Source organism: Pseudomonas sp. NY11955 (assembly GCF_048068035.1).
GTDB lineage: Bacteria > Pseudomonadota > Gammaproteobacteria > Pseudomonadales > Pseudomonadaceae > Aquipseudomonas.
This window is the reverse complement of record NZ_JBLUPS010000011.1, coordinates 152,762-169,074: the sequence shown is the minus strand read 5'-3', so window position 1 is coordinate 169,074 and position 16,313 is coordinate 152,762. Positions and strand designations below refer to the sequence as shown.

General features: G+C 53.2%; 10 protein-coding genes. 5 read left to right on the top strand and 5 right to left on the bottom strand.

The window, feature by feature from the left end; all coding sequences use genetic code 11:
• Positions 1 to 1,040 precede the first annotated feature (1,040 nt).
• The gene (locus tag ACNFBR_RS20555) at positions 1,041 to 2,585 is read right to left on the bottom strand and encodes an SIR2 family protein (RefSeq protein WP_338799290.1); all 1,545 of its coding nucleotides are present in this window, start codon (positions 2,583 to 2,585) and stop codon (positions 1,041 to 1,043) included.
• 1,176 nt (positions 2,586 to 3,761) lie between these two features.
• On the opposite strand from ACNFBR_RS20555, the gene ACNFBR_RS20550 reads away from it, so the two are divergent.
• Positions 3,762 to 4,466, top strand: coding sequence for a hypothetical protein (locus ACNFBR_RS20550; RefSeq protein WP_416736540.1), 705 nt, complete (start codon positions 3,762 to 3,764; stop codon positions 4,464 to 4,466).
• A gap of 639 nt (positions 4,467 to 5,105) precedes the next feature.
• Here ACNFBR_RS20550 and ACNFBR_RS20545 read toward each other — a convergent pair.
• Entirely contained in the window at positions 5,106 to 5,939 is an 834-nt protein-coding gene (locus ACNFBR_RS20545) for a DUF4393 domain-containing protein (protein WP_416736539.1), read from the bottom strand.
• Between the two features lie 1,195 nt (positions 5,940 to 7,134).
• On the opposite strand from ACNFBR_RS20545, the gene ACNFBR_RS20540 reads away from it, so the two are divergent.
• Both ACNFBR_RS20540 and ACNFBR_RS20535 read left to right on the top strand, forming a co-directional pair.
• Positions 7,135 to 9,159 carry an alkyl/aryl-sulfatase gene (locus ACNFBR_RS20540; protein WP_416736538.1) on the top strand — a complete coding sequence of 675 codons (2,025 nt, stop codon included), beginning with the start codon at positions 7,135 to 7,137 and terminating at the stop codon, positions 9,157 to 9,159.
• A 666-nt stretch (positions 9,160 to 9,825) separates the two neighbouring features.
• Complete coding sequence (locus ACNFBR_RS20535; protein WP_416736537.1) at positions 9,826 to 10,065, top strand: hypothetical protein; 240 nt, start codon at positions 9,826 to 9,828, stop codon at positions 10,063 to 10,065.
• Between the two features lie 151 nt (positions 10,066 to 10,216).
• Here the strand turns inward: ACNFBR_RS20535 and ACNFBR_RS20530 are convergent, their stop codons facing one another.
• Together ACNFBR_RS20530 and ACNFBR_RS20525 are read right to left on the bottom strand one after the other, a co-directional pair.
• Positions 10,217 to 10,723 carry a GNAT family N-acetyltransferase gene (locus tag ACNFBR_RS20530; protein WP_416736536.1) on the bottom strand — a complete coding sequence of 169 codons (507 nt, stop codon included), beginning with the start codon at positions 10,721 to 10,723 and terminating at the stop codon, positions 10,217 to 10,219.
• A gap of 59 nt (positions 10,724 to 10,782) precedes the next feature.
• A complete protein-coding gene (locus ACNFBR_RS20525) occupies positions 10,783 to 11,955 on the bottom strand; it encodes a MerR family transcriptional regulator (protein ID WP_416736535.1) in 1,173 nt (390 codons plus the stop codon).
• A gap of 334 nt (positions 11,956 to 12,289) precedes the next feature.
• Between ACNFBR_RS20525 and ACNFBR_RS20520 the strand changes: the two genes are divergently transcribed.
• Positions 12,290 to 13,399 carry a hypothetical protein gene (locus ACNFBR_RS20520; protein WP_416736534.1) on the top strand — a complete coding sequence of 370 codons (1,110 nt, stop codon included), beginning with the start codon at positions 12,290 to 12,292 and terminating at the stop codon, positions 13,397 to 13,399.
• Positions 13,400 to 13,429: 30 nt separating this feature from the next.
• Here ACNFBR_RS20520 and ACNFBR_RS20515 read toward each other — a convergent pair whose 3' ends face one another.
• Positions 13,430 to 14,815: a GntP family permease gene (locus ACNFBR_RS20515; protein ID WP_416736533.1), complete on the bottom strand. Its 1,386-nt coding sequence runs from the start codon at positions 14,813 to 14,815 to the stop codon at positions 13,430 to 13,432.
• 459 nt (positions 14,816 to 15,274) lie between these two features.
• On the opposite strand from ACNFBR_RS20515, the gene ACNFBR_RS20510 reads away from it, so the two are divergent.
• Complete coding sequence (locus ACNFBR_RS20510) at positions 15,275 to 16,204, top strand: malate dehydrogenase (RefSeq protein ID WP_416736532.1); 930 nt, start codon at positions 15,275 to 15,277, stop codon at positions 16,202 to 16,204.
• The last annotated feature ends 109 nt before the right edge of the window (positions 16,205 to 16,313 follow it).

The following is a 16,313-nucleotide window of genomic DNA, read 5'->3' as shown; positions in this document are numbered from 1 at the left end:
TTAGAACGATGGAGGCATATGTAAGTAGGGACCGAATTGCTCGAGGTGCTGCTCTAAATTCGTTGGCAGGTGCGATTAGTGTTTTTTTCTATGCACCTACTGATATTAGAGTACCAGTTTCTATCGGTTGCCTAATAATGTTCGTGTACTCATTGTTTATGTACAAAAGGTTGCGGCGCCTTTCGTCTCGTTTTAAACGGGTAGCTATTTCGAAAATTAAGAGTAGGCCTAGCGCCGGAGGTTGAATTTTGGCATAGAATTTCCCCGAGGCTTCAGCTCTAGGATTGAATGCGAGCAAGATTGGCGTATGATCCAGTTTCATTTGAGTCACGACGTCGCCTGCATTCATTCCGCTAAATAACTAGATCTTGCGCCGTCATCAAGATTTTTCGCGTTTTGTTAAACTTCAATACTTGAGGTGGTTAAGCATCGCTTTGTCCTGGATAAATGAGCAATACCATTGCCTCCACAATGGCAGAATTCGGTCGACTGTCGACGTTCATGAAGCCTTAAAATGCTTCCGGAGACCTTGCTCTAGCTTTTCAATAGTCTCCGCTGCCACTATTATGGCCTCAGTAGGCGGAACGTACTCAGCCAGTATAATGCACCGTCTATTCGAGCTAGCTTGCTTGCCAAGTTCTTGAACTCATCATTAAAATGATCGCGCTATGCAGCTTCAGAACATGGGGCGAACGCACTTTTTACTCAAGCCAATACCATCCCAACTCTTGTAGGAGTAATTGTCTTGCTCAATTTCTACAAGCTGGTGCGTTCCGTGTAGGTGCGGGTTAACCCTCGAACACGGGCGCAGCCCGTGCCATCCACGACTACGCTAGGCCAAAGCCCTTTAGTTTCTTCCGCGCAATCCACAGATAGCCGGTTTGCTCGCTAAAAAAGTCTGCAAATTAGACTAACTGCTACTCTTCGTCCAGTCTCTGAAATCCCTGACTGAGGAAAATAAATCCGCCCCCTTTTCGCGCATCACTTGCGTCGAACGGCTCATTAACTTTTGAAAGGCCTGAGGATTCAAAGCAGGCCCGCTACCAGCCCCATTTAAGGCGATCATACAAGGAAACTAACTTCTTGAAATATGAAGCGTAATTATTGTTTTCTAGCTTGTCCTCATTTGTTATGAGAAAGCCGTGAAGGAGGTCGAGGTCAATTTTTTCAGTTTGAAGGAATGGTATAATTGCAGCAGCGACTTCAGGCGGGCAACTTCTTATAATTTCTTCCATCGACTGATCTTGGCGCTTAGCAAATCCCGATTTGTAGGTCTTGAGTCTTAAGTTTTCAGGGTTATATTTAGCCCATTTATCCAAATTGAATCCGCTTTTTTTGTATGACTCTTCGTCATGTATTCCGATTTCGTTTAAATACTTGAATACTGGAACATACGGAGTGCCTCTTCCAGCGCGTGGTATCGCCGATTGCAAAATGCGAGTGGGGTCGTAATTGCGATTTTGGTGGAGGGCGTCATGAATCAAGTCTCGCACCTCAATAGCGTCATACCCTACTTTGGCAATCTCTGGGGCTTCAGTTGTGGCGAGGCCGACGCCTACTAGGAATTCAACGTCCTCTTTGTTTTCTATTTCATCAATACCGACTACGCACAGTTTTTTTTCTGGTTCCAGCGATCGCACTAGTTCGTACAGCTGCTCTTTGCAGTATCGGAGAACACGGGCGGGAATTTTTCTTCTGGTCGCAGCAAGCGCTTTATAAATTTCTGTGAAATCATTAGTCTTAATAAGGACGAGAGGGATTTGAACCTTGTCAATTGTTAGGTATGTATCAGATATGCCAGGATCTTCACCATTTTTGGGGCGCTGAACAAAAATTAGATTTTTGCGCAGTTGTTCAATTTGGTCCTGACCTATACACAATGAAATTGCTCGTAGTAAGCCTGTAATGTTAGTGTCAGTAAGAGAGTATCCTAAGAATATTACTGGATGCTCGACGAAGACTGTGATGAGCTTGGCGGCTAAATATGCATTTCGTTCGTTGAATGTAGTGTAGTCATCAGAGGTGAGTACTAGCGATTGAGGCTCGGTTGCGCAACCGTGAATTTTATATATTTCGCATATTTCTTGCGGGTTAGAGAACAAAAGCTCGTTCTGTCCGATGAATACCTTATAATCAGGAAATAGACCCTCTAGGAAAAGATCCCAATTTGTGGTGATAATTCCGTCGACATTTAGGCTTGAAAGTAGTTCTACTTCTTCACGATACCCGTCGGTAAGTGCTGTCGCAGAATCTAGGTTGGCCAAGTAATTGCATATTTCAATGCGCAGAGCTGAGCTGCTATCTCTTATCTCATTTTTATTGATCTGAACGCTTTCGGCGAACTCAGGAGCTGACCACCAGTATGAGTGAAATTCGTTTGCGAGAAGCTTTGCGGCGGCGGGAGTAAGGCCGTCAGCACTTCCGCGATAGTATTCATACGGTTTATCCATGAGACAGAAGCGGGAGAGTAGCCCCTCCCAGTTTTCCAGCCCAATGTATCTGCGGGAAAATCCTGAACCGATGAAGAGGAATGCACCTGCGGCTCTTGCCTTCAGTATCTGCGTGAGGTCTCGCTCAATCGTCATGTGGGTTTCCTCCTGTCACACTTTGGCGCGCTCCTTTAGGGAGCGCAGGGCAAAACGAGAATCTAATCTGAAACGTGCGTGGCTGGATAGCGTCGGGGCTTCGAATCAGGAATAAACTTCCAGCCGGATGTTGCGAAAATGGTACGAAAGATCGGTTGAGTTGGTGGATGTCACAAAAACAAAGGGTTGGAGCGGAGTGGGACCCACCCATCTAACGGAGCTTTTTCATGGTGCACCCGGGATGTCTGTGGGGTAGGGCGCTAGCGGACCGCTGAAAGACCCGCTTTTGACACGAACGTGGCGTTGAGCCTAACAGCAATCTTTGTGGGAGCGGGTTTACTCGAGAACACCGCACAGCCATTGCCATCCAGTGCCGCGCCTGGTTCGCGGCTAAATCCCACAGCAGGCCCGTGGCGCTCACGAAGCCAGTTCTTTTCTGCGGCAGCTTCGGGTTGATAGCTGCCATTCCCTTGAAGAGCCTGAGACTGGCTTTGGCGAATGGATGGCAGAATGCCTCAGCGCATTTCATCACCCTGTCAGGGTTTTTCACCGGGGCAGGAGCCTGAGAATAGGCTGAGGATAATTTTCAACTGAATGAGGACAGGCCCATCTGTCCCCATTTCTGCCAAGGGAGTGCTGACGTCCAGAGCTTCCCTCCCACTAGTGAATTATGGCCCGCCACGTTCAGCGCAAAATCGAGCAGCGTCAAGCAACGAGCCCAGACTCATGGTATTCCCTTACCTGCACGCCTCTGCGTGCTGGTAAAGGAATGCACTTGAGCAAACGCGGGAATCATGTCATTTTAATATCAGCATGGGTGAATTTGCAGTAGGGTTTAGACGCAAAATTTGGCAATGACTCTGTAAATGGGCCTGCGTTTAAGGCTGAAGTACACTAGCCCGCACAATGAAGAACATCACAACCTCAGAAATACACTTTCCGTGGAGATGGAAAGATTACTTCGCTTATAAAAGGAGCGGCGCATTGCGAGTAGCAGACTTTGAAGAGTCCGAATATAGGGGGCCATTGTATAATCAGTTAGAGTGGGGGAATCATCTGCTGTGGGAGCCCGGGCAAGTATTTGAGAAACACATTGGCATCGACCGCGCCTCAATGTGTACTAACTCGTACCTATGGTCAATGCATGGCTTTGCTTCCCCTTTAGGAGGAGCGCTGATGCATCGCCGTCACTGGGGATTTATTTGGTCTCGCCGCAAGAAGAGAAAAGAACTGCCTAGTTTCCAGCTGAATTTATTTCTTCAAGCCAAAAGGCCGTATAGGCTTTCAAGTGGTAGCAAAGATCTCAAGGCCAAAGGGATTAAAGCGGGGTGTTGGAAATTTGAGATCACAGCTCACCAGCAAATAGCGCTTGAAAAACTTGATGCGAAGCTTGCAGGAGATGCCTTGGTTTGTTATGCATCACCATCGTTTCACATTCAAAGTGATCTGTATAAACACACGATATCTAAAACCATTGTTGAAAACTCCACATTTCCATCAGCGAAGTGCCTTCGTAATCACTCCGCGTGGTATTACGATCAGCCAGGGGCTACCGGCTGCGCGAATCCAGAGTTCGAATCAATTCAAGAGGCTGGTCTCGAGCAGAGAATTCGTACGCTTATTGAACGATCTTCAGAAAAGTTTACGGGCGGTGAATTGGAGAATAGAGAGTCGCTTCTCAAGTTGGCCAATCTTGTGTACGAGTTCGTTGTCGAAGACGGCCCTTCTTTCGCGAGCGCGAGGTTTTCAGAAGAAATTCAATATATATCCGATTACGTCGATGCGGCGGAGCTAGACGATAATGCTGACTATGTTAAGAGCTACCTGTCCGTTATTGCATTTTGCTATTTCTACAAGCTTCAATGGTTCGTGATTGGTTAATTTCTAAATATAGGCAGTTCTCGGATGCTGAGCGATTGTTAATGGGGCAAAATTCGGCGTTCTCGACAGACGGTAGTCGATCTAAAACTGTCTTTCGCGAGAGACGGCTTACGGTTGAATCCACAACCCAAAATATACACTCAATACCGAAGCCGTCATGAGTCGAAATTAAATAGTAAAAAATCAGACGGCAGGCCTTTGGCGACGCATAATTTTAATCAGAGCGGCAGAGGGGGCGTCACCTGCGTCTACATTGCCAGGTTTCTGTCGTTCCCAACCTAGCGTTTGAAGCAGGTGGGCGTAGCTCTCATTGGATCTTCCCCAATTTCCGATTCCATTCCATCGAAAGCCATAACTAGCCGATTTGTTTATAGATACCCTATGAGGTACATCAAGAAATCCATCCAATCCATCCCCGCCAGAACCGTGCGCTCTCGGCTAACAACCGTCCGTCTGTCGCCGCACCATTCAAAAGCGCAATCAGGCTGCAGGCAAAGCACGCCCCGGCCAGCCTCCCAAACAGCACCCACCTCCAGCCCAACGCCGCTCCGCTCCACCCACCCCCCGAGAACGGTGCTCAGGAGGCCAGATCATGAAAGCTGCCGGTTGCAAATGTTAGTAATCGGCAACTTGAGTTGTCTACACAAATCCTGGGGTGTCGGACGGCGAGGCTTTTAGTTTAATGCAGGCATCTAAAAACAAGTTCCCCAGCGGAGAGATTTTAACGCCGCCGCGAATTACTCTAGCTTCATATTCGTTTTTTCCTGAAATATCGAGGAGTATTTTTTGGGTTTCTTCGCTACTTTCCAATCTGCTATATCCATCAGAGTCGTGGAGGCCATATACAGGCAGAATCTCTACAAGCCCCAGGCGCCGCAAGTTGTCTATGTAGTAAGGGCTCATGTTAGGTAGTTCGCATTGTGCATCATCACCGAGGAAATTTATTAGTATTGTGTGGTCGTATCCCGCATTGCTCTCTTTGATTTCTGCCCGAATATTGATTGTTGGGAAAGCATTTCTGTCTAAAAACAATTTCATTATTTTCGCTTCATCAGCCGTCATCTGGCGAATTATCTCAACGAATGCAGGATGAGAAGATTCTGCTGTTGCTCTATCCATGGCTGTGGCCAAAAGATTGGCATATAAATCACTAAGTGCTTCTTCATGACCAATGTATCGAAGGGCATCCAATGCGGGTCCTGCTACATTAAGCTTAGGCGGTACTATGTTCTCAATCGGTGTATCTTTAAGCTTTTCTGCTACTTTTGTCGTCACAAATTTACTGAGTTGATCATAACCCCAAACTAGACTGCTTAGGGGCGATAATGCGATATTAACTGTCTTAGCTACAGTGTGTAATCCTTTCCCGATTTCTCGAACCGAGGGCTGCAGCAAGTCTTGATAAATCGGAACTTCTTTGACTAGGCCTGTGACTGCATCAATCGTGCTTTTGACATTTCCTGATTCGGACATATATTTCTCTCAGTATTCATGTGATTAACGATTGTGCCATGCTTGCGCGTAATGCGCACCGCTTTATCCTTTTTTCTTCCAGTTAGACAACTTGCGAGCAGTTGTCTTGAATGAGCGTCGGCTTTTGGCCGAAAGCAGCCTCTGGCGCACGTCCGCAATTGGTCGAAAGCTGTCGCTCGGGAATGACCTCTCTTGCCCGTATTATGCCTTCCACTGAAGGCCGCTGTGGGGCGTTTCTGTCGTACCCAACATAGCATTTGAAACAGGAGGGAGCAGCTCTTACTGGATCTTCCCCAATTTCCGCTTCGATTCCACCGAAAACCATAACTAGCTGATGTTTTATAGATATCCTAAGAGGTAAATCAAAAAATCCACCAGATTCCAGTCCCGCCAAAACCGTGCCCGCACGACCAACAACCGTCCGTCTGTCTGTCTCCGCACCACACATCAAGGCTTGCAGCGATGCAGGCCTTTTTTGTGCCTGAAAGACCTTGATACTCCTGGCCGCCTGCTGAAACAAATTGCCGAAAACCGGGGGTTTGATCTGTCAGGGCAAATCTTCGACAGTCTTCCGCGAGGACTGCAAACGCGCGTTTTCGGGCATGGCTTGCCAGTCATTGGTCCCCGAAACTGGCAACAGTGGAATTGGTACTCACTGACGTAGGGACAGTCGATAGGCCCCACCATATGGCCGATGTTTCGACTGGGTTCTGACCTGACGGAGCGTAGATCCGAAAACTAAAGAATCGCTGCGACTACAGCCTCATTAACATCCGAAGGCGACCCAAAAGGGTCGCCTTTTCTATTGCCCTGTCGATGGTGATTTCGCCGACTTTGATACCTCGTGGAGTGGGCTGGGGCGCTCAGGTCTTTGTGGAGCAACGTATGCTTCTGCCGGTGAATCCAAGTTCCCGGCAATGGCTGAGCCACCGCCGAACGTTCTCGAAAGGTCGGCGTAATCCCTGTGGGAGCGGGCTTGCCCCGCGAACACGGGCAAAGCCCGTGCCATTCAACACTTGACCCAGCACAAGGCAATTCCAGCTCTGCAAGCGGTGGGTCTGCCTTATGGCCGCCTACTGCAAGCAAGTATGCGAAGAGGACGAATTTAGAATCGTAGCTACTCTATCAAAGCAACCCGAACCCCTCGCTGGCAGTTGCCGAATCGGTACAGCGCATATGTCAAAAGGAGCTGGCAATGACATTGTTCGCGAAACCGTTCAGCAATCACGACCGCTCTGCGTCGGCGGGCAGACTCTGGAAACTTAGTTCGACTTTCTTCCTGGCGAGCGCCATTGCCATGGCGTCGCAGGCCTGGGCGGAGGAGAAAGCCAAACCGGCCACCGCTGCAACCAAGGCGGCCAATGACGCGCTGCTCAAGGAGTTGCCATTCAACGACAAGACCTCGTTCGAGCTGGCCCACAAGGGCTTCATCGCACCGCTGCCAAAAGAGCCCATCAAGGGCCCCTCAGGCAACCTGATCTGGGACCCAGGCAAGTATGCTTTCATCAAGGAAGGTGAAGCGGCTCCCGCTTCGACCAACCCCAGCCTGTGGCGCCAATCGCAGTTGATCAACATTTCCGGCTTGTTCGAGGTTACCGACGGCATCTACCAGGTGCGTAACTATGACCTGTCGAACATGACCATTGTCGAGGGCAAGGAAGGCATCACCATCTTCGACCCGCTGATCTCATCGGAAACCGCCAAGGCAGCGCTTGACCTGTACTACCAGCATCGGCCAAAGAAACCGGTAGTCGCGGTGATCTATACCCACAGTCACGTCGACCATTACGGCGGTGTGCGGGGCGTGGTAAACGAGGACGACGTCAAGGCCGGCAAGGTCAAGATCTATGCGCCCAAGGGCTTCCTCGAACATGCCGTGGCCGAGAACGTGATGGCCGGTACTGCCATGAGCCGCCGTGCCAGCTACATGTACGGCAACCTGTTGCCGCCAAGCGAAACCGGCCAGCTCGGTGCCGGCCTGGGCACTACCACCTCCGCCGGCACCGTGACCCTGATTCCGCCCACCGACATCATCGAGAAGACCGGCGAGAAGCGCACGATCGACGGGCTGACCTATGAGTTCCTCTACGCGCCCGGCAGCGAGGCGCCGGCCGAGATGCTCTATTACATCCACGAGAAGAAGGCGCTGAACACCGCCGAGGACTCCACGCACACCTTGCACAACACCTATTCCCTGCGCGGTGCGAAGATTCGCGAGCCACTGCCTTGGTCCAAATACCTCAACGAAGCGCTGAAAATGTGGGGCGACGATGTGCAGGTCATGTACGCCATGCACCATTGGCCGGTCTGGGGCAACAAGGAGGTCAAGGATCAACTGTCATCGCAACGGGATATGTACCGTTACATCAACGACGAGACCCTGCGCCTGGCCAACAAGGGCTACACCATGACCGAGATCGCCGAGCAGGTGAAACTGCCCCCGTCGATCGCCAACCGCTTCTCCAACCGTGGCTACTACGGCTCGCTCAACCACAACGTCAAGGCCACCTACGTGCTGCACCTGGGCTGGTTCATCGGCAACCCTGCCACCTTGTGGGAGCTGCCGCCGGATGAGCAAGCCAAGCGCTACGTCGACATGATGGGCGGCGCCGACGCTGTACTGAAAAAGGCCAAGGAGTACTACGACAAGGGTGACTATCGCTGGGTGGCTGAGGTGGTCAACCATGTGGTCTTCGCCGACCCGAGCAATCAAGCGGCAAAGAACCTTCAAGCCGACACGCTGGAGCAACTGGGTTACCAGGCCGAGAGTGGCCCATGGCGCAACTTCTACCTGACCGGTGCCCAAGAACTGCGCAATGGCGTACAGAAACTGCCAACACCGGACACGGCCAGCCCAGACACTGTCAAGGCAATGGATCTGGACCTGTTCTTCGACTTCCTGGCCATGCGGTTGAAAGGGCCAGAAGTGGGCGACAAGCACATCACCCTCAACCTGGACTTCACCGACCTCAAGCAGAAGTACACGCTGGAAATGGTCAACGGTGTGCTCAACCACACCGAGGGCATGCAAGCGAAGGATGCCGACGCAAGCATTAGCCTGACCCGCGACACTTTGAACAACATCATGCTCAAGCAGACCACGCTCAAGGACGCGGTCAGCAAAGGCGACGTGAAGGTCGAAGGTGCCGAGGGCAAGCTAGAGGAGCTGATGAGCTACATGGATAACTTCGAGTTCTGGTTCCCGATCGTTACACCTTGAATGCTCCCTGACGCGCTGGGTGTCAAGCAGGGCACCGAGTAATCGGTGTCCTGCTCTTTTCAAGAAACGTTGAAAATGCACTCAGGTTTCAGCGAGCGTCTTCCGAACAAGGCGCACACATCCTTGAAAGCCTGATGCCATTTTTCACAGTGCTCGCTCATCAGAGACCTAGCTAGAGGTATAGAAATCATTCGTATCTAACAATTGTCAGCTAATTCGCTACTATTCGTACATTTTTCAAGGAATTTTCTTACAAAGCCCCTACTTGCTCTATCAAGCAATGTGAGGCTAAATCTCTCCGTCACGATAATTCCCGTGACCGGGCGTAGGAACCCGTTGGTAAACTTGGCGCACGCACTTGGCGCCCCTGCACCACAGCTGGCGCCTTTTTTTGTCTGCTGTGCTGTGTCATGGCGGCTGTGTGTGGGCAGGCTTCGGCCTGGCCGGGTTTCCAAGTTTCCCGGTATTCCTACCCCGCACACAGCTGCCACCCAATCCCGTAGGAAGGATCGTGGCAGCTCCAGCTTAAACTTGGAGCCTCATGCATGCTTACCTCAAGTCCAAGCAAGATCCTCGCATCCGTTCTCCGCCGTCGTTCCCCAGCGGCTCGTAACTACCTCATCGTCAGCCAACCCCGCTTCCTCTGTACGCAATCGGAGGCACGCCATGACTGACCAAGAACGCCTATCCACCCTCCAAAGCTACGCCTGGACCCTCGAACTGCTAGGCGAGGCCTTGGTCCAGCACGATGAAATGCTGGAGTGCGAACACAACCCGCGACTGAGCTTTCGCAACACAGCCGGTATCCATCAGGCGATTCGGATCATCAGCCGGTTGGCCAGTGAGCAGTGTGGGAAGGTGATGGCGCGAAGTGGGCAAGATCTGGAGTGTCGGCCAGATCATTGATGTAAGGCGGAGCCAAATATCACCGGTGCGGCTGGTCGGCCGCCTGGTGATTTATCCCTGTTGGATAGGGGGCTTCGGGCTGTTCAGATACCACTTCTGACTCTGAACGCTCCACGCGTTCAGATTGGATAAAACCAGGTGCCTCGATCACTCATTCGGTCGCTTCAAAAGCCGTAGCGTACTGTACGGTCCCAGATGGCAACTCACCATCGAAGGACAGCGCCTGGAAGTATTCCTGAGGTACCCCTGGCAGTTCTAACCCTGGGTGGGGCTTGAAGCCGAAGCGGCCATAGTAATCAGGGCTGCCCAGCACGACACAGCCAACGCCACCCAGGCGCTGCAACTCAGCCAGAGCCGCTTTCATCAAGGCTGAACCAACACCTTGGCCCTGTCGGCCAGGCCAGACAGAAATTGGTCCAAGCCCGAACCAGCAGCTTGCTCCAGACGAAATCGTGACAGGGGAGATTGCGACATGGCCGATGATCTCATTGCCCTCTACGCCTACCAGCGAGACGGTGAGTTGATGGCTGCGGCGCAGTGCATTGACGATAAAATGCTCGGTGTGGCTTGAATACGCTTCGTGTTCGAACGCTGCCGCAATCAGTCTTGTAATGGTGGCGATGTCTTCTGGGTGTTCGTCGCGGATTGTCATAGTCATTCTACGTTTCTCTTCGATGTTCGGGAGACTGCCGATAGGTTACGTACCCGTCGGCGCTCTCAGCCTTCCTTCTGCAAAACAAATAGCTGATAGCCATACTCGCCAAGGTATCGCTGATGGATATCCAGTTCGTTGTTGATGTCGGCCAATGCCTTTGTTGAAAAGTCTTGTGCACAAAGGCCAGCAACCTTTTCACGCAACGGCGCCAAGTAGTTCTGCCACGCCTGCTGGCTCAGCGGGTAGCTGTGCAGTACCCGGTATCCCAGCTTGCCAACAGCAGCCAAACGGCTACTCACCGTTGCCATGTCAGGATAATTGTGCTGCCAGAACACAGCGGCTTCCTGGTGGGGTTTATCGGCTAGCCATACCAGATCACTGACCACCAGAAACCCTTGCGCACGGATAAACGGCCTCCAGTTTTTCAGGGCCTCGGCAAAGCCCATGATGTAGGCGCTGCCTTCTGCCCAGATCGCATCGAACTGCCGGCCTGCAAAGGGGAGCTCGGTCATGCTGGCGCAAACCAGCGTGACTCGGTCCTGCAACGCCCTGGCAGTAACGGTTTCCCGCAAGCAGCTCAAGCTGTACTCATCATTGTCCAGGGCAGTGATCAGCCCTTGGGTACGCTCTGCCAGCAGCACGGTGGTGCTACCTCTGCCGCAACCAATCTCCAGCAGCGTGCGCGGCACGACAGGCAGTGCATGCAGTGCCTGCAAGGTATCCTCGGCAGACCCCGGCCCAAGGCAATCCAGGCCCTCAAAGATGCGTTCGAAATCGGCCATGTACTGTTCGTGTTGATTCATGTCTTTCGACAGCCACTTCAAGCGCAGCGCCTGTTTTTCACTGAAACCCTGTTTGAGCAGCCAGTCCAGGTGCGCCCCCGGTGCCTGGCTCTCCAAGGCCTGGTGCCACTGTCGCATGGAGGCCATGCCTAGAATGGACGCGAGCAGATCCCGAGACTGCTGTTTTGCGGCAATTTCCTGTTCCAGCGTTTGCAGGCGCTCAAGCAGCAACGCTCTGTCGATGCGTGATTCCAGGCAAGCCCGGCACTCCCTCAAGGTCAGCCCCCCAGCCTGAAGCTGCTGCAGTAACTTCAGCTGCTGAAGATCATGATCCGAGTACGTGCGGTAGCCGTTGGCCTGGCGTTTCGATGAAATCAGCCCCAGCTTTTCGTAATAGAGCAGCGTGGAACGGCTCAAGCCAGCCTTCGCCGCCAGCTGTGAAATGCGATACATGCAGCTTCACCTCGTTCTGTGGTCTACGACCTTAAACTATGAAGTTATAGACAGGTAAAGTGGGGAATTCTGGGCTGCTGCTCGGGGGCATAGGCCTCGATAGCTTTTGCACAACGATCCCTTTCAGCCGATCACGGAAAAAGCCGCAACAAAGAACGTTTCTGGCCTAGGCGCAAATTCGGCTGCTTTTCCCAGGTGGTAAACGGGCGTGGGCTATGCGCAAGCAAGGTAAAACAATAGAGACAAGGCAGTTGGCAAAAAATCCACTTTAGGGATTTCCATGTGGAACTTGAGGTGGCACGATGGGTTTTTAAGAAGATAGGTGCATGGGCTGATGGTTTTGGATGTTGATGCCGTGGTAGGTGTATTGATGGCGTTGGTCAATATTGTGGGTGCGTTGGCTTTGCTTGTTTTGATTTATGTCGCATGGCTGTTTTCAAGAAAAAGCGTTCAGAAATTTTCGCCTGACGCCATGAATGTAAAATTTGCTAAAGCATTCTCTCGCAGGTGGGTGATACTCGCATTTCTGGTTTGCGGTATTAATGTCATATTTTGTCTGGTTGGGCCTGTATCAAGTCCGAGCTGGGATTTTGTAGCGGCGTTGTTTGTCGGTGGCGCACTCCAGTTTCTGATACAAGGGAAAGGTTTTGGAGTACCTCTTGGACTGGGGCTCAAGATGACCGTGGATCGAGCCCCCAAGCTGAATGTCTCGCTGTCGAAATATACGATGAGCTTTCACGTGGATAAGCACTTCAGGGAGCATCGAGCTGAAATAACGAGCCTGATGATCGAGGCCATAAATAGTCTGAACGTAGCCGGTTGTGAGTATGATTACGTATTGAAAAGTTGGATTTTTGCGGACCGCAAAGGATGTGATACAAAGCTTGTACAACAAGTGGAGTCTTGCCTTCGGTATATACGCTTGGGGATTTTGAGTTTCATCCCCGCCGCTGTGCTGGCTGCCTTAATCTGCGTTGTCTCTTCCGTGTATGGTCTCAGTACGAACGTTGTAGGTGCTGCATTTATTCTATTTGTGCTTGGGCTTTTGCTGGCGATAGGTATGCCGTTAATGATGGGCTTACGTATTCGGAATCTGACCAAGGATCTCTGGTCTGGTCAATGTGCCAAGAATCAGGCAGCGGCTGCCATGAGGCTGAGCAAAAAAATGATCAAGAGGACCACTGGGCTTGAATGTTCTTTTATTTCCTATCGTCCCTGCCCTGTGTTTAATCTTATTGCAGCTAGCTTTCGCAAACGGCCGCCGGTGAATCCGGCTCGGTTACAGGAGCAGGGGCAGCTCGAAACCTTTATAGGTATTGAGGCTGGTTTTGTACTTGTGCATTCGAAAAGCAGCAAAGAAAAATCGTGCGTTTGCGCACCGGCACCTTCAGAGATTGCGCTGGCACGCGACTCAGGGGGCTGCCGGCAAATGCCGCCGGAATAACCCGGCGGCCAAGCTTTTCTTGAACCCGTCTCAGCTCACCGTTAACGCGGCATTCAACATCAACACCACCATCAAACCGACCACAGCCACGATGGACTGCACCACCGAAATGGTCTTGGTGGCTTCGCCCATGGTCATCCCGAAGGACTCCTTCACCATCCAGAACCCTGCATGGTTGGCATAGTTGAAGAACAGCGAACCGCAGCCGATGGACAACGCCAGCAACGGCAGGTTGAGGCTGGGGTCAGCGCCGGCCAGCGGTGCCAGCAGGCCTGCAGCCCCTACGATACCCACAGTGGCGGAGCCGGTAGACACCGAGAGCAACATCGCAATCAGCCACCCCAGGATCAGCGGAGGAAAGGCAGACTGCTGAGTCAGGTGCACAATGGCGTCGCCGACCTTGGCACTGGTCAGCATCTCCTGGAAGGCCCCGCCGCCGGCGATGATCATGATGATCGAAGCGATAGGCTTGAGGCTCTTGCCCAGTGCGTCGCGCAGCTGTTCAGCGTCGCCACCGCGCGCCAGTACCAGGCTGGCGCCGGCGAACAGCACGCCCAGCAGCATGGCGATCAGCGGGTTGCCGAGGAAACTGGCCAGCTCCAGCAGCGCATTGCCTTTGGGTAGCAGCATCTCGGCGACGGCATGAACCAGCATCAGGATCGCCGGCAGCAACGCGGCCAGCATGCCGATCACTACGCCGGGGCGGGGTTGATCGTCGGCTTTGTCAGCCAGGGTGAACTGGTCCAGCAAGGCCTGATCGGGCCGGGTGCTCATGCGCGGCGAAATGCACATGCCATACAGCGGGCCGCCCAGGATCATTGCCGGAATAGCCGCCAGGAAACCATAGAGCATGGTGGGCCCTACGGAGGTCTTGAGCACGGCGATGGCGGTCAAGGGGCCAGGGTGCGGCGGTACCATGCCGTGCATGGCGGCCAGCGCGGAAATTACCGGCACACCGACATACACATACGCCGAGCCTTTGAACCGCGCCTGGCCTTCCAGCTTGCGCGCCACGCTGAAGATCAGCGGCAGCATGATCACTAGGCCCACCTCGAAAAACATCGGGATGCCGATGACAAAGGCAACCAGCATCATGGCCCAGGGAATCATGCGGTCCGAGGTGCGCTTGAGGATGACATCGGCGACCTGCTCGGTGACGCCAGCGTCAGCCAGGATTTTGCCGAGCATCGCGCCCAGCGCGATCACCACCCCGACGGCCCCCAGGGTTTTTCCGGCGCCGGTAAGCAAGTGGGCGACGATGCTGCCTGGTTCCATGCGGGTAGCGAAGCCCACACCAATGGACACCACCAGCAAGGCCAGCAGCGGGTGCATCTTGAGGCGCGAAACGATGAGCGCCACCAGTACCAGGACGCTGACCAGTGCCGTCAGTAACAACTGAATATCTAAGGGAGTCATTCAAGAAATCTCGGTTCGGATGGCGCTCGAGCGGCGTTCCGGTTTCGATGGAGGGAAAGCGAATTTGCGCTACCTGACGCCTACCGGCGGCAGCCTGGTAACGGAAGATTGGCAGCAGAGAGGAATGGTTCTGAGGCTGGCAGTGTTCATCGAGCGATTCACCTTGTTGTATGGTCATATATATGAATCTGACCAAAGTATTCGCGCTGTAATGGGGCACTGTCAAGCGCGCAAAATCTAAAGCCCACGCGATCATTGTGGGAGCGGGCTCGCCCGCGAACACCGGCGAAGCCGGTGCCATTCACCGAGTTGGATTCTTCGCGGGCATGCCCGCTCCCACAGGCGTTGTCGCTGTGCCGCCAGGTATTAGCTTCGAGTGGCCTTTTAGCCCCAACAGTCAATACTTCTCTCAATACGCAGGCGTGTTCCTGGTGGCGCGCGCCGCTTGGGAGGTGTCTGGTGAACAAATTAACGATCGTGGGTGCCGGCCTGGTCGGCGAGGCGGCGGCGCAAATCATTGCCCGTGACGAGTTGTGCCGTGAACTGGTGTTGATGGATGTGCAGGGCGAGTTGGCCCAGGGCAAGGCGCTGGATGTGTGGCAGGCCGCTGTCGAGTCAGGCTCCGATACCCGGGTTTACGGTGGGGCCAAAGCTAAAATGCTGGACGGTTCTGAGCTGGTGGTGATTACCGCAGGCGTGCCGCGCAAGCCTGGCCAGTCGCGCCAGGACGTGCTGAGCATCAACCTGCCGATATTGGATGGCATCATGAAGGACATCAAACACCATGCCCCGGCAGCGACGGTGTTGGTGGTGTCCAACCCGGTCGACGTGTTGACCTATCGCGCCTGGAGCATCAGCGGGCTAGGGCGTGACAAGGTGTTTGGGCAGGCGGGTGTGCTGGATACCGCGCGCATGAAGTGCTTTATCGCTGAACAAACGGGCTTCTCTGCCAAGGACATCACGGCGCTGGTGCTGGGCGGGCATGGCGACAGCATGGTGCCGCTGATGCGCTATTGCCAGATCGGCTCGGTTCCCCTGTCGCACTTCCTGTCCAATGAGGAGATCGAGCAGATTGTCGAACGAACTCGCAAAGGCGGCGGCGAGATTCTGGGGTTGAAGAAGATGGGCAGCGCCTGCGATGCACCGGGCGTGGCCATTGCGCAGATGGTGGATGCCATCGCCAATGGGCGAAATCGCATTTTGCCGGCGGTGGCGATTCTACAGGGTGAGTACGGGCGCGATGATATTGCCATGGGCGTGCCCTGTGTACTCGCAGATAAGGGGCTTACGCGGGTGATCGAATTGCCGCTGGATGCGCAGGAGCAGGCGATGTTCGATCAGTCTGCCGATCAGGTGGCGCGGGATATTGCTGAGATGAAGGCGTTGTGAGTGAGGGGGCACGGTCTTAATGTGTTCGCCATAGCGTTTTTGGCGCCTGTGCGATCGAGCGCCGCCCGCGCGGCGCATCGCGAGCGAAGCTCGCTCCTACATTTGTTTC